This window comes from Streptomyces sp. NPDC096046, from assembly GCF_040303285.1.
In the GTDB taxonomy this organism is placed as follows: Bacteria; Actinomycetota; Actinomycetes; order Streptomycetales; family Streptomycetaceae; genus Streptomyces.
In genome coordinates this window covers 1-17,046 of record NZ_JBEOSZ010000063.1, presented here as the reverse complement: position 1 = coordinate 17,046, position 17,046 = coordinate 1, and the positions used below count along the sequence as shown (strand labels likewise).

At 68.7% G+C, this 17,046-nt stretch carries 17 protein-coding genes and 2 pseudogenes; 9 read left to right on the top strand and 10 right to left on the bottom strand.

The genetic code is table 11. The annotated features are described in order from the left end of the window. Positions 1-4 precede the first annotated feature (4 nt). Complete coding sequence (locus ABTX62_RS34170; RefSeq protein WP_352119815.1) at positions 5-922, top strand: IS5 family transposase; 918 nt, start codon at positions 5-7, stop codon at positions 920-922. On the opposite strand, the gene ABTX62_RS34165 is transcribed toward ABTX62_RS34170, so the two are convergent. Further along, positions 879-1,415, bottom strand: a complete 537-nt coding sequence (locus tag ABTX62_RS34165) for a hypothetical protein (RefSeq protein ID WP_352119814.1) — start codon at positions 1,413-1,415, stop codon at positions 879-881. The genes ABTX62_RS34170 and ABTX62_RS34165 overlap by 44 nt on opposite strands. 162 nt (positions 1,416-1,577) lie before the next feature. Here ABTX62_RS34165 and ABTX62_RS34160 point away from each other — a divergent pair, with 162 nt between their 5' ends. Together ABTX62_RS34160 and ABTX62_RS34155 are read left to right on the top strand one after the other, a co-directional pair. After that, positions 1,578-2,471, top strand: a complete 894-nt coding sequence (locus ABTX62_RS34160) for a hypothetical protein (RefSeq protein WP_352119813.1) — start codon at positions 1,578-1,580, stop codon at positions 2,469-2,471. Between the two features lie 109 nt (positions 2,472-2,580). Next, positions 2,581-4,733: pseudogene (locus tag ABTX62_RS34155) on the top strand (helicase associated domain-containing protein); the annotation flags it as partial. A gap of 14 nt (positions 4,734-4,747) precedes the next feature. Here ABTX62_RS34155 and ABTX62_RS34150 read toward each other — a convergent pair. From ABTX62_RS34150 to ABTX62_RS34135, 4 genes are read right to left on the bottom strand one after another with little or no spacing between them, the layout of a single operon-like run. Beyond that, on the bottom strand, positions 4,748-5,566 hold the full coding sequence (locus ABTX62_RS34150; RefSeq protein ID WP_352119812.1) for a TatD family hydrolase: 819 nt from the start codon (positions 5,564-5,566) through the stop codon (positions 4,748-4,750). Next, entirely contained in the window at positions 5,563-6,852 is a 1,290-nt protein-coding gene (locus tag ABTX62_RS34145; protein ID WP_352119811.1) for a 7-cyano-7-deazaguanine synthase, read from the bottom strand. Before ABTX62_RS34145 ends, ABTX62_RS34150 begins: the two co-directional genes overlap by 4 nt. Next, positions 6,852-7,628, bottom strand: a complete 777-nt coding sequence (locus ABTX62_RS34140; protein WP_352119810.1) for a hypothetical protein — start codon at positions 7,626-7,628, stop codon at positions 6,852-6,854. Before ABTX62_RS34140 ends, ABTX62_RS34145 begins: the two co-directional genes overlap by 1 nt. Next, the gene (locus ABTX62_RS34135; protein WP_352119809.1) at positions 7,628-9,529 is read right to left on the bottom strand and encodes a KAP family P-loop NTPase fold protein; all 1,902 of its coding nucleotides are present in this window, start codon (positions 9,527-9,529) and stop codon (positions 7,628-7,630) included. Before ABTX62_RS34135 ends, ABTX62_RS34140 begins: the two co-directional genes overlap by 1 nt. A gap of 444 nt (positions 9,530-9,973) precedes the next feature. Between ABTX62_RS34135 and ABTX62_RS34130 the strand changes: the two genes are divergently transcribed. Continuing rightward, positions 9,974-10,321, top strand: coding sequence for a hypothetical protein (locus ABTX62_RS34130; protein WP_352119808.1), 348 nt, complete (start codon positions 9,974-9,976; stop codon positions 10,319-10,321). 22 nt (positions 10,322-10,343) lie between these two features. Here ABTX62_RS34130 and ABTX62_RS34125 read toward each other — a convergent pair whose 3' ends face one another. The 3 genes from ABTX62_RS34125 to ABTX62_RS34115 form a co-directional block, all read right to left on the bottom strand. Next, on the bottom strand, positions 10,344-10,571 hold the full coding sequence (locus tag ABTX62_RS34125) for a hypothetical protein (RefSeq protein ID WP_352119807.1): 228 nt from the start codon (positions 10,569-10,571) through the stop codon (positions 10,344-10,346). Between the two features lie 259 nt (positions 10,572-10,830). Then, positions 10,831-11,238, bottom strand: a complete 408-nt coding sequence (locus ABTX62_RS34120; RefSeq protein WP_352119806.1) for a hypothetical protein — start codon at positions 11,236-11,238, stop codon at positions 10,831-10,833. 935 nt (positions 11,239-12,173) lie between these two features. Continuing rightward, positions 12,174-12,458: a hypothetical protein gene (locus ABTX62_RS34115; RefSeq protein ID WP_352119805.1), complete on the bottom strand. Its 285-nt coding sequence runs from the start codon at positions 12,456-12,458 to the stop codon at positions 12,174-12,176. 36 nt (positions 12,459-12,494) lie between these two features. Here ABTX62_RS34115 and ABTX62_RS38080 point away from each other — a divergent pair. Next, positions 12,495-12,646: pseudogene (locus ABTX62_RS38080) on the top strand (IS701 family transposase); the annotation flags it as partial. Between the two features lie 137 nt (positions 12,647-12,783). On the opposite strand, the gene ABTX62_RS34110 reads toward ABTX62_RS38080, so the two are convergent. Then, positions 12,784-12,978: a hypothetical protein gene (locus ABTX62_RS34110; protein ID WP_352119804.1), complete on the bottom strand. Its 195-nt coding sequence runs from the start codon at positions 12,976-12,978 to the stop codon at positions 12,784-12,786. On the opposite strand from ABTX62_RS34110, the gene ABTX62_RS34105 reads away from it, so the two are divergent. The 3 genes from ABTX62_RS34105 to ABTX62_RS34095 all read left to right on the top strand — a co-directional run bounded on the left by ABTX62_RS34105 (position 12,926) and on the right by ABTX62_RS34095 (position 14,318). Continuing rightward, positions 12,926-13,105, top strand: coding sequence for a hypothetical protein (locus tag ABTX62_RS34105; RefSeq protein ID WP_502998067.1), 180 nt, complete (start codon positions 12,926-12,928; stop codon positions 13,103-13,105). The genes ABTX62_RS34110 and ABTX62_RS34105 overlap by 53 nt on opposite strands. Positions 13,106-13,233: 128 nt before the next feature. Next, positions 13,234-14,049, top strand: coding sequence for a hypothetical protein (locus ABTX62_RS34100; RefSeq protein ID WP_352119802.1), 816 nt, complete (start codon positions 13,234-13,236; stop codon positions 14,047-14,049). A 131-nt stretch (positions 14,050-14,180) separates the two neighbouring features. Then, a complete protein-coding gene (locus ABTX62_RS34095) occupies positions 14,181-14,318 on the top strand; it encodes a hypothetical protein (RefSeq protein WP_352119801.1) in 138 nt (45 codons plus the stop codon). Between the two features lie 84 nt (positions 14,319-14,402). Here ABTX62_RS34095 and ABTX62_RS34090 read toward each other — a convergent pair whose 3' ends face one another. Beyond that, positions 14,403-15,728, bottom strand: coding sequence for an AlbA family DNA-binding domain-containing protein (locus tag ABTX62_RS34090; RefSeq protein WP_352119800.1), 1,326 nt, complete (start codon positions 15,726-15,728; stop codon positions 14,403-14,405). Positions 15,729-16,460: 732 nt separating this feature from the next. On the opposite strand from ABTX62_RS34090, the gene ABTX62_RS34085 reads away from it, so the two are divergent. Beyond that, on the top strand, positions 16,461-16,952 hold the full coding sequence (locus ABTX62_RS34085) for an ATP-binding protein (RefSeq protein ID WP_352119799.1): 492 nt from the start codon (positions 16,461-16,463) through the stop codon (positions 16,950-16,952). Positions 16,953-17,046 lie beyond the last annotated feature (94 nt).

Sequence of the window (17,046 nt, the reverse complement as noted above, 5' to 3'; positions counted from 1 at the left end):
CCTGGTGCAGCAGTCTTGCGTGCCGATGGCCGGGCAGTCCAGCGCGGTCACCTGGGAGTGTGACTGTCTGGCTCACCGGTTCGGAAACGCCGCCGACAACGGGATGCGGCAGCCGCGCTACCCGACGGACATGACGGACGCGGAGTGGGCCGTGGTCCGCCCGCTGCTGCCGGTGCCGGGCTGGATGCGCGGCCGGGGCGGCCGGCCGGAGGCATATTGCCACCGGGCCATGCTCGATGCGATCCGGTATCTCGTGGACAACGGCATCAAGTGGCGGGCGATGCCCGCCGACTTTCCGCCGTGGGACCGCATCTACGCGTTCTTCCGCCGCTGGCGCGACCATGGCCTGGCCAGGGAGTTCCATGACCGGCTGCGCGGACAGGCCCGCGAAACGCTGGGCCGCGACGCGGCGCCGACGGCCGGTGTGATCGACTCGCAGTCGGTCAAAGCGGACGCCGTCGTCGGCGTCGACAGCCGTGGCTTCGACGGCGGCAAGCTGATCAATGGCCGCAAGCGGCACGTCGTGGTCGACACGCTCGGCCTGCTGCTGGGCGTGATGGTCACCGCCGCGGACACCGGCGACCGCATCGCCGCCCAGGTGCTGCTCGGGCAGGTCGCCGACGTGCACCACCGGCTGGAACTGGTCTGGGCCGACGGCGGCTACACCGGCAGCCTCGTCGAGCACTGCCTGGCCGCGTTCGCGCTGGTCCTGGCGATCGTGAAACGCAGCGAGGCCATGCGCGGCTTCGTGGTGCTGCCCAAGCGGTGGATTGTCGAGCGGTTCTTCGCCCACCTGATGCGCACTCGCCGTCTGGTGCGCGACTTCGAACGCCGCACCGCCAGTGCCGAGGCGATGATCTACTGGTCGATGACCCTGCTCATGACGCGCCGCCTTGCCCGGCCGGGCCCTGGGCGAGGGTGAACTGGCCCGGCTGCCGCTCGACCAACCAGCCCCGCGCGACCAGGCGTTTCGCCTTCGACCGCAGCGCCTCCACCTTGGCCGGCACCGCGTCCAGGCCGAACATCAAGGCCAACTCCTGGCAGGTCAGCGGCCCTTGATGGAGCCGGTGTCGGTCCGCCAGGGCCTCAAGGATGCGCTGATAGTCCACCGACAGCACCGACCAGGCCAGCCCCTCACGCCACACCGGCACCTGCGACTTCGGTTTCGCCGCCTGCCTGGGCGCCGAGCGCGCGTCCGCGTCCGGCGGGCCGGGAGCGGCCGCTTGATCAGCGATGTTGCCGCCGCCCGGATCCAGGACCGTGCCTACTCGCCTGCGGGCGATCGCCCATTCCTGCCATTCCTGCTCGGCCGCGGCCAGCTCGGCCTGGATGCGATCGGCTTCCTCACGCAACCCGTCGACCCGACGGCGAGCGGCGAGCTCGTGCAGTTCCAGCAGTCCGACGACCGACGGCATCCGCAACCTCCCAGGGAGCGACGACACAACACGCCACCACGCCCACCGAATCACCGACCCTATGCCTGACCAGCGAAAACACTGCCCTCAGATTCGGAATGACAACAACCACTTACACGTTTTGGCAGCACGCCTGGCGGCGTCGACCGCGCACTACAAGCATTGACCGGCACCTTCCTCCGCCCGACCGACCCAGTCGCCAACGGCCCGTCAGCGGGGTGGTCCTTCCAACACCCCACATTGCAAGAAGGCTTCGCCGCACTATTGGCGGACAACCCCAATCTCATTGGGGTCTTCCTCACTGGCCTGGACTGGCAGACGCTGGTGACTCGTATCGACTGCGGCAGCGACGACCAGCGCGGGACGCTTCTTCCCGTCTCCCCGGACCTCTATCCTGCGGTGATCCGAAGGCTCCTGGACGCGGATCTGAGAACCCGCGGCGACCGTGCCCAGTGGTACGAATTCTTCGCTACACGCTGCTCGGACGCCTTCCTACGGCTGTACACCGGAGAAGACCCTCAATTCGTCACCCGCCTGACTAATTTCGGCCCCTTCCTCGACGCGACTCACGAGCCCAAGGTCCTTTCCCGCTTGCAAAGAGCCGGTCTCGTCAGCTCGCACGAGCACCGACGCATCGTGGACCAGGTCACCAAGCTCGCCCTCCATACACCCGGGGCCGCATGGCTCCGCGATACCGATTGGAAGGCCCTGCTGACCGAAGCCGAGCGGGAGCACATTGTCCAACAGGTACGAAAGACGCTTGTCCCCAACCTGCAATCAGTAGTCGATCAGTGGATAGAGTCCAGGCGTGACGACCCGTTCGATATTTTCGTTCCCTTGCTGGAAGATCTGCGCACCTACCGCGACCTGTTCGATAGCGACCGCCAAGCCTCAGCCGCCTTCGATCGCGCGTTGACCGAGGTGACTTCAATATTCCAGACTGCATACGACGACGAGGACGAATCGTCGTACAGCTCGACCAATCGACAGAACTGCCAAACCGCGAAGTCGCAGCCTTCACCCACCCGCAGCCTCTTTGATGACGTCGACGATTGACCCCGCCCAGTCAGTCTGGCCGCCCCAGCGGCCACCCACACATCACGTACACAATCGCCAGGCAAAAGCACAGGTCAGCGCCCATCCACACACCTTTACGTGCAGTAAAACGGACGAGGCCCACGGAACCGCCGGTGATCTTGGCCGTCCGTGGGCGGCGATCCACGACAACGCCCGGATCCCGGCGTCCTTCCGGCTCTACCTGACCGCCACCCCGCGCATCCTCGCCGCGGCCCGCCCGCAGAAGGGCGCGGAGGGCCAGGAGGCGGAGATCGCCACCATGGCCGACGACCCGGACGGCACGTACGGCGCGTGGCTCGCGGAGCTCGGGCTGTCGGAGGCGATCGAGCGGGAGATCCTCGCGGGGTTCGAGATCGACGTCCTGGAGATCCGCGACCCTTCCCCCGTCGTCGGGGAGTCCGAAGAGGCGCGGCGCGGCCGGCGTCTGGCGCTCCTGCAGACCGCACTCCTGGAGCACGCGGCGAAGTGGAACCTCAAGACCGTCATGACGTTCCACCAGAAGGTGGAGGAGGCCGCCGCGTTCGCGGAGAAGCTGCCGGAGACGGCTGCCGAGCTGTACGTCAACGACGCCACCGACGACGACCTGGCCGCCGCCGATAAGCTGCCGAAGTCCTCAATCGACGCGGAGTTCTACGAACTCGAGGCCGGCCGCCACGTCCCGCCGGACCGGGTGTGGTCGGCGTGGCTGTGCGGCGACCACCTCGTCAGCGAGCGGCGTGAAGTCCTGCGGCAGTTCGCCAACGGCATCGACGCGGCAGGGCGCCGGGTCCACCGCGCCTTCCTCGCCAGCGTTCGCGTGCTCGGGGAAGGCGTCGACATCACCGGCGAGCGGGGAGTCGAGGCCGTCTGCTTCGCCGACACCCGCGGCTCCCAGGTCGAGATCGTGCAGAACATCGGCCGCGCGCTGAGGCTCAACAAAGACGGCAGCACGAAGGTGGCCAGGATCATCGTGCCGGTGTTCCTGGAGCCCGGCGAGGACCCGACCGACATGGTCGCCTCCGCCAGCTTCCGCCCTCTTGTAGCGGTCCTCCAGGGCCTCCGCTCGCATGATGAGCGCCTGGTCGAGCAGCTCGCCTCCCGCGCGCTCACCAGCGGCAAGCGCAAGGTCCACCTCCAGCGCGATGAGGACGGGCGGATCGTCGGGGCCGGCGGCGAGGGCGACGGCGAGGACCAGGAGGACGACACGCAGGCCGCCGCCGAAGCAGCGCTGCTGCACTTCTCCAGCCCGCGCGACGCGGCCACGATCGCGGCGTTCCTGCGCACCCGGGTCTACCGGCCGGAGTCGCTGGTGTGGCTGGAGGGCTACCAGGCCCTGCTGCGCTGGCGGAAGGAGAACGAGATCACCGGCGTCTACGCCGTGCCCTATGACGTCGAGGTCGAGGTCGGCGTCACCAAGGACTTCCCCCTCGGGCGGTGGGTGCACCAGCAGCGCAAGGCCCTGCGGGCCGGGGAGCTGGAGGACCGGCGCAAGGTCCTCCTGGACGCGCCGGAGGCCGGGATGGTCTGGGAGCCGGGCGAGGAAGCGTGGGAGGCCAAGCTCGCCGCGCTCCGGTCCTACCGGCGGGCAACCGGGCACCTCGCGCCGCGTCAGGACGCGGTGTGGGGCGAAGGCGAGGCCATGGTGCCCGTCGGGCAGCACATGGCCAACCTCCGGCGCAAAGGCACGAAGAACGGCCTGGGCAAAGACCCGGAGCGGGCCGCCGTACGCGCGGCGCAGCTCACCGAGATCGACCCGGACTGGGACTGCCCATGGCCGCTCGACTGGCAACGCCACTACCGCGTCCTCGCCGACCTCGTCGACGCCGACGGCCAGCTGCCCGACATCGCACCCGGCGTACTCATGGACGGCGACGACATCGGCAAGTGGCTCCAGCAGCAAGTTTCCAGCCGGCCATCTGGGCGCGGCTCCTGCCCGAGCAGCAGGAGCGACTGTCCCACCTGGGCGTCACGCCCGCTGAGGCGCCGTTTCCCGCACCGGCCTCCACGAGTGCGACGAAGGGCCAGAGCAAGGCGCAGCAGGCGTTCCAACGCGGCCTGGCGGCCCTCGCACAGTGGGTGGAACGGGAAGGCGCCCACCGGCCCGTGCCAAGAGGCCACAGCGAAGAAATCGCGGTCAACGGCGAGCCGGAGCCGGTGACCGTGAAACTGGGTGTGTGGGTCTCGAACACCAAATCGAGGCGCGACAAGCTCACCCAGGACCAGCTGGCCGCACTCCGGAAGCTGGGCGTCGAATGGGCGTAGCACCGGGGGCGAGGTCAGTCAGTCGGTCCTGATCCGGTACGTGGCGGGCGGCGTGCCGGTCGCGGCGGAAGTGAGGCGAGGTGGGACCGTACCTGTCGGCTGAGCCGTGTTGCGCAGCGGGTGTCGCGTACGAGTGTGGCTAGGTTATGCCACACAGCCTGGCGAATGTCCCTAAGCGTCGTTCGGTGGTGGTGTGCGAGAGCTTGTTCCACGGCGGCGATATTGCCGGGCAGTGGCCGGGCGGAGCTGCGGTCGCCGAAGGGGTGGTCGGTTTCGGTCAGCAGCCGCTCGAGAGGGATGGTCTGTAGCAGAGCGGTCTTGCGTGCAGCGGACGCGTTGACGGAGAAGTAGCAGCCCAGGCGGACAGCGCGGGCGGTCTGCGCCGGAGTGCCGAGCCACCAGTGGAGGACTATGCCGGGAGCCGGGGACCGTTCCAGCTCGTCCAGCACCTGCTCGCAGGCGGCGTAGCTGTGGATGCTGGTGATGCGCGGGTTATGGGCCAGGACGTCGAGAACAGCACGGAAGGTGGCCCGTTGGCGGTCGAGCGGGACGCGGCTCTTGCCGTCGAGCCCGATCTCGCTGACCAGCGGGGTGTGGTCAATCAACTGAGTGAAGGCAGTGGGGTCGAAGCCTGTGTGGCTGCGGGCTAGTCCGGGATGGACGCCGACTCCCCAGATGATCCGGCTGTCGTGTCGCTGGACGGCTCGGGCGGCCTCGGTCAGGGAGCGGGTGGCGGCGAAGACGACGGCGCCCAAACCGGCAAGGTCGTCGACCGGAACGCTGGTGTCGATGTGTGCGTGCAGGTCCAGCGGTGGCAGTGCGCTCGTCCTCATGGATACAGCAGCTCCAGTTCCGCGACGCCCCTCCGGCACAACTCGTAGGCCTGGCGGGTGGAGTAGTCGGAGGGCAGATTCAGAGTGGTGATGTCGGCTGGACGCAGGCCGCGGGTGAGGAAGGTGCGCAGTGAGGGTTCGACCGACTTGTCGGCCAGGTAGCCGCTGAGCTGTGCGTCGTGGCGGGTGTGGAGGTAGTTGCTTGTGTCCTCAAGCTGGGCGGCGCGGAAGGAGGCGCGGCGCAGAAGGCAGCCGAAGCACACGCCGCAGTGTGTGCCTACGGAGATGCGGTGGGTGCGGTGTCCGGTATGGGCACAGGAGTGGGTGCGACTGAGGAACCGGGCGGCCGGGCCGGTGCCGACGAGTTCGGCGGCCAGGGTGAACATCTCGCCTTTGGTGTGGGCGGTGAAAGGGTTGTGGATGACGGCGTGGGCTCCGGCGTCTTGGGCGATGGCGGCCAGGGCCTGCAGGAAGAGAGGGTGGGTGGTGCGGGTGGACACGGCGCCGCGCTGGTCGGCGGTGAGCGGCACGTTGAGGGAGGCGAAGCCGTTCTCCGGGATCCACAGGGGCACCTTCTCCACTGCTGCGGCGGCCAGGCCCAGGGCGAGGAAGAGCAGGGAGCGGGTACGGGTGGAGTACTCATCGGGCAGTTTCACCCCGGTGGGCTGATGGCTTTTGCGGGAGAACCGCAGCGGCTGGTGGAACTGTGGGGGGCCATCGATGAGGTGGGCGACGTCGTCGGCGACGGCGCGTTGGATCGGGGCGAGGTTGGTGGCTCCGACGTGGGAGAGCAGCAGGTGCTGGTCTGGGCCGAGGTCGTTGCGGGAGTGCAGCGCGCCGATCGCCGAGTCGGCGCCGCCGCTGAGGAGGACCACGCGCCGTATTCCGGGATGGGGTGCGGCGTGAATGGTTTCTTGCGGGGTGGCGGCGTGGTGGAAGCGGATCGACCAGCGGTCTCCGGACAAGAAGCCCAGGAGGGCCTCAAGGCGTTCGCGTACTGCATTCCAGCGGGCCGGGGCGTAGACGGGTACGTCCAGTTCGAGCGTGCGGCGGGTCCAGTTGGATCGGGCGGCGCGGCGAGGGGTGGTGCGGTCGGCGGCGTATACCAGGGCGGCGAGGCGGACCAGTTCGATGTTGGGTTCGGGGACGGGTCCCAGGGCTCCCAGGCGTGGTCCGAGGGTGGAGACGAAGGAGACGCCCGGGCCGGGTGGCCACCAGAAGATGGTGGTGTCGGCGGGTCCGGGGCGTGAGGTGTCCGCGTCCAGGCGCAGGGTGTAGGCGGGCATCAGGGCTCCATCCAGATGGACCGCATCGCCTCGATGCCTTCTTCGACGGCTCGGGTGATCTCGGCGGTGCTGGGGCCGGTGATCGTGAGGGGGGCGCGGTCGACCAAGGCGCGTGCGGTTTCGCGGATTTGGCGTTCACCGTCGGCGGTGGCCCAGGCGGGGCGGGAGCCGTCGTTCATCTTCGCGGCGGCCTCGCTGAGGATCGCCTCGGAGATGGTCAGGGCCAGGGTTTCCCGGACGACTTCCTCGGGGGTGGGGGGTGTGTTGTCGGTGCCGGCCTCCAGGACCCATTGGGCCACTTCGCTGGCGACGAAGCGGCGTTCCTCGTCCTCGATGGTGCCGTCGGCGAGTGGCCCGCAGGCAGCCTCCACGATGCGACGGGTCCAGTCGATCGGGTCGTCGGCCACAGCCTGCAGTTCCGCGTAGTCGAGGCCGAGTTCCTGCAAGGCCTGCGCGTTGCCGGTGCGGTAGGCGTAGGCCGCGGCCGCGGCGCGACCTGCCGTGCGGGAGGACTGGCTGGCGGAGCGCTGTGCCCCTCCCCCGGTACGGCCTTCTCCGGATCCGGCGGCGCCTCCTGCTCCGCCGCCGGGGCCGTCGGCGTGGCCGCGGGACGGCCTGAAGAGTGCGAGGGCGGGGGCCAGTTGGTCCGGATTGAGCTGCGGCACGGGTGTGCCGGGGCCGGCGCCGGTCAGGGCGTCGAGCCACTGGGTGACGTTGTGCTGCAGGTGTTTGCTGGCCGGTGTGCCGTTACCTGTGTAGGAGCCCTTGGTGCCCATCAGAGGCCGCTTCCTGTGCTCAGGGCGTGCTCCAGGGTGCGCTTGATCTGGGCCGGGTCGGCCGGGGCATGGGCCTTCCAGTACTCCAGCACGCTGCGGAAGGCGGGGTTGGCGGGCGGGAGGGCCAGGATGGCAGCCGGTTCCAGCTCGCCGGCTGGAATGGACTGCAGGAGCCGGGCGGCCCGCTCGGTGGTGGCCGGGTAGGCGGTGACGATGCGGACCAGGCCGCGCACGGCTGCGCTCTGTTCGGTCGGGCGGTCCCGGCCCGCCCGACCGAGATACTCCACCAGGCTCTGGGCGTCGTCGTCACCGAGCGCGCTGATGTCGGCGTCGGTCACCCGGTGTTGATCGAAGCGTGAGGTGGACAGCAGGTTGGCGGCGATGTCTCGCAGCCGTCCCGGAAGGCCAGCGTCAAGGAGTTGCTCGCCGGAGAACGCGGCTGCCAGGTAGAGGTAGGGCGCCAGGTCCACAGAACCTAGGCCGGGGGGAAGTTTGGCCCATCGGACCAGTTCGTCCTCGAAGGTGACTGACTCGTCCTCGTCCGGCGCCGGATCCTGCTCCTCCTGCGAGGGCCCGTCGCGGTCGGGCGGGGCGCCGGTGTCCTCAGCTTCCGGGGATGTGGGGGTGGGCCGGCCGGCGGCCGCCTCCAGTTTCGCGGTTCTAGAGCGCAGTTCGCCGCGGGCCAGCCATCCCAGGACGGTGGCGAAGGCGTCGGGCAGCAGCTTCTCCAGCACCATGAGCTTGGCCACGATATCCGCCTCAAGGACAATGCCGCGGTGGCCAGCGACGGACTGGCGCACCCGCAGGTCGTTGAGGAACCGCTTGATGCGGCGGGGGCTGCCTTGGAGCTTCTCGTAGAGGATGGGCGTCATCCGTGAGGCAAAGGCCAGTTCGGCAGAGATGTCGTTGCCGTTCACGGTCATGGCAAGGTCGTCCAGCAGCCCCGTCTCCCGACGCAGGCGTACGCAGGCCTCGATGTAGGGGATGAGATCCTCGACAGGCAGGCGCTGGGAGAGCTGCAGCAGGACGAGAAATGCCTCGGTGTCGAAACGGCTCAAGGTAGGCAGCGGCACGGTGGTCTGCACGATCTTGTGCAGGTAGAGGCTGGCGGGTTCTTCGAAGTACCGCTCGTCTGTTCCGTGTCGCGTGCTGCCGGGGTCGGGGAAGCGGGCGCGCAGGGCATCGGCCACCCGGTGCTCGTCGGCGGCGACGACGAACGCCATTTTGGGCACCGCCAGGAACAGCCGGATGGTCTCGAGCGTGTCCACAACCGTTTCAGGCAGGCAGCGATCCAGGTCGTCGACAAGCACGACGACACGCTTGAGGTGGCTGAGTTCCGCGGATTCCATCAGCGTGCAGAATTCGCTGCGGAATTCCTCCAGCCCGCGAGACGGGGGATCTGTGGCGTCGGCGTCCTGGTTGTTGGGTTCGGTGTTGATCAGGCTGGTGAGGTCGTCGACGGAGGGCAGCTGCAGGGTCAACGACGTCTTAGCCGCCACTTGCAGGGCCTTGGCCCAGTCGACCCGCTGCCGCAGCGTGGTCAGTATCGCCCGGGCGCGGCTGCGGGCCTGCCCCGGCTGTTCCTTCCGGGCGAGTTCGGCAGCGACGGCGCTGAGCACCTCACCGATCAGGGTTTCCTTGGCGCCGACACCAGGGTCGTAGCGCCACGGGTCCGTGCTAATCACGAGCACGGCCGCATCGGCCTCAGGGGCCTGCGGAGCGAGCTCGTCCTCGATCAGGCGGAGCACCGTGGTCTTGCCGCTCCCCCAGGCGCCCGAGACCCCGACGGTCACCGGGTCGAGAGCATCATCGAGTACGGCCTGGACCACGGTCTTGGCCACCGCGTCGAACGACAGAAGATCCAGATGCGTCGGCTCGTCCGACCACAGTTGTGCAGACATATTGCTCGTGCCCCCCGCCCCGGGCCTGCGACCTTCCGTCTCAGGCCCTCCCCACACCAGTACTGCGCATCAGGGTGTTTCCGAATTCGCAGTGAACGCAAACAATAACTCTCATTTCATTTTCAACAACAGCAAGAAGCACATCTTCGGTGCAGCACACCCGGAGCGGCGGCCGGGGCAGGCACCCGTTGGCACCACAGCCGTTGCCTGCGAGCCGGCCCGCACGGCACGGCGCGGCAGACCCAGGCACAACCGCCTACGCCGCGTCGGTAGCCTCCCGCCCACCGATCACCGGCGGCGCGGCGGCCGCCCGGATCGCCCGCGCACTCGGCACCCCGAACCCGAGCACGTACGGCGAGCGGGCGAACGTGACGGCGTTCGTGGTGCGCCGGTTCGTCGACTGCGGGCCTCCTGGTCGACCTGAGCGCGAACCCCGACGGGACGTTGCACCACCCCGGCCAGGTCGCGGAGGTCTGCCGACGCGAGGACCTGGCGGACCTGGTCGCCGCCGACACCCCGCTCGGACCCGAGCAAGCCGCCGCCCGGCTCCGGGTACGGCGTGCCGACTTCGACCACATGGTGCGGCTCGGCTGGGTCCGCTCACCGCAGTCGATCGAGGTCCGCTTCGGCACGAGCCGGGCCGGGGCCGTCGACGTCGCGCTCTACACCACGGCGTCCGTCGACGCGGTCGTCCCTGCCCACCCCGAGGTCGACTGGGAGCAGCTGCGCGCGGTGGAGAAAGGCCGGCGCTCCCCGCTGGCATCGCTGTGCCCGGCACCGGCACCCGCCTGAGCGCCCCCGCGCCGGAACAGCACTACGAGGGTGCTGCTCCCCCGCCCGCCGCGTCCCAGCCGTCCAGAAAGGCGGCCAGGGCGCGGCGTTGCTCTTCCTCGCGGGCCATCTGCCGGGCGAGGACGTCACGGTCGATGTACGGGTCGACGGCGGCGAGGACCAGGCGCCGGCCCAGCAGGCCGTCACCGGCCGCTTCTTCCGGTGAAGGGGTGCGGGGCCCGGACCAGAGCAGATTCCAGGCCGCCGACACACGAGGCAACGTGTCGCCTGCTCAACGCATACCGCCGGGCGAGGACACGGCGCGAGGGGCTCCATCTCGCAGCAGCCGGCCCCGCGACGGGGCTAGGTCCTGGACGCCCTCATACGGGCGGAGCGCAAGTATCTCCTCCGCCTCGGCCGGTTCCTCGGCACTGGTCCGAGCGCTCCGGTGGTGGACCGCCCGGACCAGTGGGTGGGCCGTGCCGGCGTGCCTGTGCAATATGGCCGCGTGAGAACGCCACGGAAGCCGGTCAGGTCAGCAGGGTCACCGAGTAGTCGAAGGTGGTCCCGGTGACGGTGTACGTGGCCGTCTGACCGTTGTCGCAGTAGGACACGTAGGAGCTGCCGAACTCCTTGGTCCCACCGACCGCCTCGACGTACGGACGGACGTCGGTGCCCTCCGGCCATGAGGTGGTGGACAGGTCGATGACCCTGGTCTGGTTGATCGGGTAGTCGTCGGTCGGGGCCGACTGTTCGCCGGTGCGGACGGTGGCGGCCCAGGAAAGGGCGAAGCCGGCGTTGTTGACGACAGCCATCTTCTGCACGCAGGGCTGGGCCTGCGCGGGCGCCGCCGCCGCGGTAACCGAGGGCAGGACGGCCATTGCCGTCGCGCTCGCCAGGATCGCGGCCGACCGGCGGCGTATCCGGGTCCGGTTCATGATCGAAACTCCCTCCCGGCCGGGGCTATCCCGGCCAGCGACCGCCGAGTTGCCCGATGACCCGTCAGGAAACCTCTGTTGTCCGGGAGTTGAGAGTGTCTTGCCGCTCAAAGACCGGCACGCCCCCGGCCCGTGCGGGCTGCTCCTGCAGCTCTCTGACGACGCACTGGCGATCACCGGGTGGGACACCTCTCCCGACGAACCAGTCGTGCAGAAGGACGACCAGCACCGCGTCGGCGGCCACGGACTGCACCTGGTGCACGCGGCAGCGACACCGTCGTCGTTGCATTTCACACCGTGGAGAAGCAGATAACCGCCCACCTGCTTCTCACCACGAACCACGCCACAGCGCCAACGACAGGGCCGTTGCACCTGCCTCGCTTCCGGCTGACCTGCGTCGGGTGGGCGGTGAGGCCCCGAACGACGTGGACGCGGCCGGGGTGCGTGTTGCCCTTCGGGGTGGTGTCGATGTGCGGGGCCAGCCGGCCCCAGGTGCCGGTGGTGGCCCGTCCCGGGACCAGGGTGGAGAAGTTCTCGCGCGCCTCCGGGCCGACGGGGTTGTTGAGTGCCTGTGTCTGAACGTCGGGACGGGAGACGGCATGAACCGCCGTGCTGACGCGGGAGGTTGACGACAGCGTGACCGCGCTGGATTCCGCGCGTTGGGCAAGGCGACACGCGTGCATCGGAGTGTCGTGCGGTCCCAGTTCTCGCCGGCGTGGGGTTGGGAACCGCTGGTTCCGGTGACCGCCCTGTCATGACAGGTGGCCCCTGGTCTTCCCCTCGAAGACCGGGGGCTATCGACTTTCGGGGTGGCCGCTCGCGGACGGGCGTTGGTGGTGCGGATTGCCCAGTGGGGGGCCGTCGTCGTGGTGCGACAATGAGGCCGGTTCGGCCCGGTGACCTCTTCGTGGGACGGCTGAGAAGCTATTTCTGAACTAGAGCGGAGCCGCTCCGTCACCCACGAATGCCAGCGACACGAGCGTCTCGCCAGTTGGATGGGTGGCCTCAAGCGGGCGGATCCGACGCACCTGACCGGTCGGCAGACGCAGGCGAACCTCCTCTGCACCTCTCAGGCTGGTCGCCAGCCATGCCGGAACGCGGCGCAGGATGCCGCCCCACATACCTGTGTCCGGGAGGAATACGCCGACGTCGGCCTCTACTGCGATTTGCTGATCACCGACAATGAGCGTGCCGTCGACGCAGCGAAGGGGACCGGACATATCCCCCATCCTGCACTGTGGATAGGGGGTCTGCGACGGACCGGACGCCGGTGGGGGGCCCGTAAAATGATCAACAAGGTGCGGCCCGGGCAGTGGATGCGCCAGCAGAGCGGACACGGCACCAAGGGCACCCGGGAGTACGACTGGGGGCCTGGCTCGATGTCCGCCCCGACGACGCTCCCGACGAGAGCAATGCCGTCACCGCGCTCTGGGCCGACCGCGCAAGCTCAGTTGCGGCCTCCCGCCGGATCGTCTCACCGCTGCGACCTGCACACTCTCGTGGTCGCCAGGACTTTGCATCAGCCTGGCTCACGCATGGAGCGGTTCATGCCGCTTCGCATAGATCATTCCGTTGAAAACCGTCAGTGGGTGATTGAGGAGAAAAGCCCATCACGCCGCCCTTTGTTGCTAGCTTGTCCTGCACCTCGGCTTCGAGGGCGAGAAGTGCCGAAAGAACGGGGTACGGCATGGGCAACGGAAAAGCATTGATGGCCGCCGGAGTTGTTCTGTTCGTGGTCATGGCCTTCCTGTTGAGCCAAGGGACCACCAGCGTGGCCCTGTTCCTCACCTACGGTGTGCTGGCCATGGTCGGCGCAGGGGGCGCCGCCATGGGCAAGAAGATCAGCGACCGGGAAAGCGGCCGGTAGGTCCACCCCCGCCGTGGTCGGGACGGCGCTCTCCGGACCTCCGTCAAGGGCCGGGCAGCACGGCGGGATCTCACCTTCCCACGACCGGACTCACCGGCTTCAGGGCAGCTGACAGAAGGAAGCGCACCATGGACTTGATCTCCGCGACGGTCGGAATGCTGGTCGTATGGGCGGCAGGAAAGGCCCGTCGCGTCGGAGTGGAGTTCAACGGACTCGCCGATCAGGCTTTGGATGCGTCCGCGGAACGCGTCCGCGGGCTCATCGCGACCAAGCTGGGCGGTGACCCGGCGATCCGGCGGCTGCTAACCGAATCCCAGGAGCAGGGAGAAGCGTCTCCCTCGGCACGCGCGGACGCGGAGAACGCGATCAAGGCCGCGGTCGACCGTGACCACCAACTCGCGGCAGCGCTTCGGGAGGCGCTGGAGGGCACGGGTGACGACGACCGGTCGAGGGGGCCGAGCTACCGCACGGGCTCCGGCGGATCCATCGTGACGGGGAACAACAACAAGGTCATCACCAAGGTCATCACCAATGTCATCAACGCGGCCGAACGCAACAAGGTGTGGACGGCCATCGGGGTCATCGTCGTACTGGGACTCATCGCCGGCCTCTCCATCTGGGCAGGCGGTGACGACTCCTCCGGTGACGTGACCGACTCGCCGCCCCTGGCGGGCTCGTGGACACCGAGCGACGACACCGGGATCAAGACGTTCGGTGACGACGGACAGTGCACAGGGTTCTACTACAACAACGGAAGGCCACTCGACATCGGCGGCCCTATGCGATGCAGCCTGTCCACACGGCCGGACGAAGCCGGGCAGTACACACTCACGGTGGTACAGAGCCCCAACGAGGCCGCGTACAAAGTCCGGTTCGAAGGCGCCGACCACGCACTCGTCTATTCCTCGACCGGACGGAAGTTGTACGAGCTGAACCGCTCCTGACGTGGCTTCGCCTCGGCCTGCGGCACGACCGGTCGTGTCCCCCGTCGTGGTGTCGTGTGGTGCTGGGATCAGGCCCGTACTGCGATGTGCCGTCTTCCCGGCAGTGAGCCCACCTGGGGATGGACCGCCCCATGACAGCCGAGAGGCCGAAGCCGCCGCCGGTACGGCACCACCATGACGAGTGCGACAAGACGGTGTACGAGGGCGGCGCCTGCACCTGCGACATCATCGAGCAGTACGGGCCGCCCTCCGAACGGGACGACTACTGAAACACCCCCCGACCGCTCCCCCACCGGACCCCGGGCCTGTCGAGGCCCGGGGTCTCGTGCTGTGGCACGGCTGGCGGCTATCGCCTACGCGTCCCAACCGGTGAGCTGTTGGCGGAAGTCGGCGTTGAGCCGGTCGATCTGGATGTCCCCGTCAGGGGTCAGGACGTAAGGCTGGTGCGCTCCCATGTCGGCCAACAGATCGGCGACGAGGGCGTAGGCCGCGACCACGGCCTCCCGCTTGTCGGTGACGATGGCACCAAGGTCCACCGTGGTCTGTGCCGGGCTTTCCGGGAGCGGCGCAACGGTGCCGTCCCTCGGGTAGGCATCCTCTGACGCGACCAGGCGCACCGGCCCGTCGCCGCCGTCGAAGCGGTGGAGCGCAGCGGACAGCACCAGGTCACCGACCGCTCCGGTATCCGCGGTCCAGGCTGCCGCAGCCTGGACCAGAGCCACGAGATCGAGTTCGAGCCCACGGTGATACAGCCGCTTGGGGCCGTCGTCGTTGTAGTGGTCGCTCTGAAGGTTGATGGGCAGTGCCGCGTAGAAGCTGCCGTCTTGGTGGAGCTGGCCGGTTGTTTTGCCCTCGAAGCGGGCTTGGCGGCGTCCGACCAGCGCGGTGCCTTCCGGCATCGCGCTGATGGTCACTCCTTCACAGGCCAGCGTGCGGAAGCGGGCGAAGGCTGCGTCTCGGTCCGCCCGTGTGGTCAGGGGGTAGATGCCCCGGGCGGCCGGGACTGCGGCCAGGCTGACCCAGGCGGGAGAGTAGGTCGCCCTGGGGCTGCCGCCGTGCTCGGTGCTGGTCAGGTAGGCCGACAAGTAGCCAAAGCCTGTGTCGGCGACCTGCTTCAGGCGGTCGACGTCGTCGGAGGCGGCCTGGAAACGGTCACGGTAGCGCTGGGCGATCTCGGATTCGGCGAGGGTGCGGGTCGTGGTGCCGTGCCGGACGTGGACCCGGAAGTGGTAGTCGTTGCCCGGGGCCGCGACGGCGTGCGGGGCCTGGGTGCTTCGGGGCACGGTGAGCAGCCAGTAGATCTTGCCTTCGTGGGCTGCGGACCTCACGGCCCGTACGCCGACGTTGGGCACGACGGGCTGGATCCAGTTCGCGAGCACCGAGCGGATCCACTCTTCACCGCGACCCGGGACCGGGTCGAAGGGGGCCAGGTCGTGGGCGTGGTCCTGCTTGGCGTCGTCGACGCCGATGACGACCATGCCGCCGGCGGTGTTGGCCATGGCGGACACGTCCTTGGCGAGTTCCTTCTTGTCCGCGTCGGTGCCCTTGTAGAAGTCCTTCTTCCAGTCGAGGTCGGCGCCCTCGGGGATGTGGCTGTCGGCCGCACGCTGCAGATCGTCCTCGGTGAGGTCGTCGGGGTGTCGTCCCAGGGCGGCAGTGAGTCGTGCGGGCAGGGCCATCGGTACTCCAGTGTGTTCATCACATGCTGCTGACGATCCGCCAGCCAGATCACGCTAAACGGGATCACCGGGCCGTCACCACGCATTTCCGGAACCGAGCCCGCCGCTCCACCGGCGGGCTTTCGCGCAGGCGAGGCCTCTCGGAGCCCGACGGTGGCGCGCTGGCGCTGCTCGGGTGTACTGGCACACACCATGGACGCGACGGCCCACCCGGCGGCTACTGCGGTGTCCCGGCCGGCGCCGCAACGTGCACGTCATCGCTGCGGCGGAGACCGCGGTCGCCGCAATCGGCGGCCTGAACCTGGAGGGTCCGTGCCGACTCCGGCACGGACCCTCTACGCATCATCTTGCTTTCTCAGGTCTTCTTGGCGCGTGCGGTCAGCAGGCGGCAGACCCACCACCATTGCGCCCCGCGAACGGATCGCAGTGATCGCCTCAGTCAGCTGGTCACGCAGCAGCCTGCCCACATCAAGGGGCTCGGCCGCTGACGCGGTCGAGTCCTGGCGGTCGCCACGGTTCTGGCTCACCAAAGTCGCGTGCCCCGCAGTCGCGGCTCCGAACAGCGCCACACAGAATCATCACGCGTGGGGATGACGCCTACTCAGCCTTCCGGAACAGTCGCAGAAGGGGACCCGGCGCCGAGACCCTGCCCCTGGTGTGTGCAGTCGGTACCCGGGTAGACGCAGGGCGTAAAGCCGCTCAAGAGTGGCGAGCACAACGAAAGAGCCCTACATGGCCATCCCGCTTATGAAGCAGGCGGCAGATGAGCAGGGCACGGGTGAGCACGCCACGCTGCGTACCAGCGTCGCCTGGGAAAGCGGCACGGCCCGCGCCGTGGACGCGCGCCAAGTACTGCGCGCCTTCCTCACCTGCACCCCGCCGTCCGGCCGTACGCCCGTACCAGCCCCGCTCGCCTTCGACGCCGAAATCGTCGTCAGTGAGCTCGTCACGAACTCGATCCTGCACGCTCCCGGCCCGTGCGGGCTGGTCCTGCAACTGTCAGCCGACCAACTGGCCATCACCGTGTGGGACACCTCCCCCGACGAACCAGAGGTGAAGAAAGGCGACCGGTATCGCGTCGGCGGCCACGGACTGCGCCTGGTACACGCCCTCAGCGACCACGTCGCCGTCGCATTCCGCACCATGGGAAAGCAGATCACCGCCCATCTGCACCTCACCGCGAACGACGGCCGGGTACTGGAGGAGCAGCTGGCACCCGCGTAAGTGGCTGTTTTCGTTCCGATCTTGAGGGCTGTATGTCGAACGGGGTGCTCGATCGGGTGGTTGCCGCTGGCTGCGGGCATGAAGGCAGGGCCTC

Bases quoted from the DNA above. Each gene is read 5' to 3' on its own strand.
- ABTX62_RS34095 (WP_352119801.1), top strand. From the start codon at position 14,181: ATGACAGCCGAGAGGCCGAAGCCGCCGCCGGTACGGCACCACCATGAC.
- ABTX62_RS34105 (WP_502998067.1), top strand. From the start codon at position 12,926: ATGGGCAACGGAAAAGCATTGATGGCCGCCGGAGTTGTTCTGTTCGTG.
- ABTX62_RS34120 (WP_352119806.1), bottom strand. From the start codon at position 11,238: ATGAACCGGACCCGGATACGCCGCCGGTCGGCCGCGATCCTGGCGAGC.
- ABTX62_RS34165 (WP_352119814.1), bottom strand. From the start codon at position 1,415: ATGCCGTCGGTCGTCGGACTGCTGGAACTGCACGAGCTCGCCGCTCGC.
- ABTX62_RS34150 (WP_352119812.1), bottom strand. From the start codon at position 5,566: ATGAGGACGAGCGCACTGCCACCGCTGGACCTGCACGCACACATCGAC.
- ABTX62_RS34140 (WP_352119810.1), bottom strand. From the start codon at position 7,628: ATGGGCACCAAGGGCTCCTACACAGGTAACGGCACACCGGCCAGCAAA.
- ABTX62_RS34085 (WP_352119799.1), top strand. From the start codon at position 16,461: ATGGCCATCCCGCTTATGAAGCAGGCGGCAGATGAGCAGGGCACGGGT.
- ABTX62_RS34145 (WP_352119811.1), bottom strand. From the start codon at position 6,852: ATGCCCGCCTACACCCTGCGCCTGGACGCGGACACCTCACGCCCCGGA.
- ABTX62_RS34135 (WP_352119809.1), bottom strand. From the start codon at position 9,529: ATGTCTGCACAACTGTGGTCGGACGAGCCGACGCATCTGGATCTTCTG.
- ABTX62_RS34090 (WP_352119800.1), bottom strand. From the start codon at position 15,728: ATGGCCCTGCCCGCACGACTCACTGCCGCCCTGGGACGACACCCCGAC.
- ABTX62_RS34110 (WP_352119804.1), bottom strand. From the start codon at position 12,978: ATGACCACGAACAGAACAACTCCGGCGGCCATCAATGCTTTTCCGTTG.
- ABTX62_RS34100 (WP_352119802.1), top strand. From the start codon at position 13,234: ATGGACTTGATCTCCGCGACGGTCGGAATGCTGGTCGTATGGGCGGCA.
- ABTX62_RS34115 (WP_352119805.1), bottom strand. From the start codon at position 12,458: ATGTCCGGTCCCCTTCGCTGCGTCGACGGCACGCTCATTGTCGGTGAT.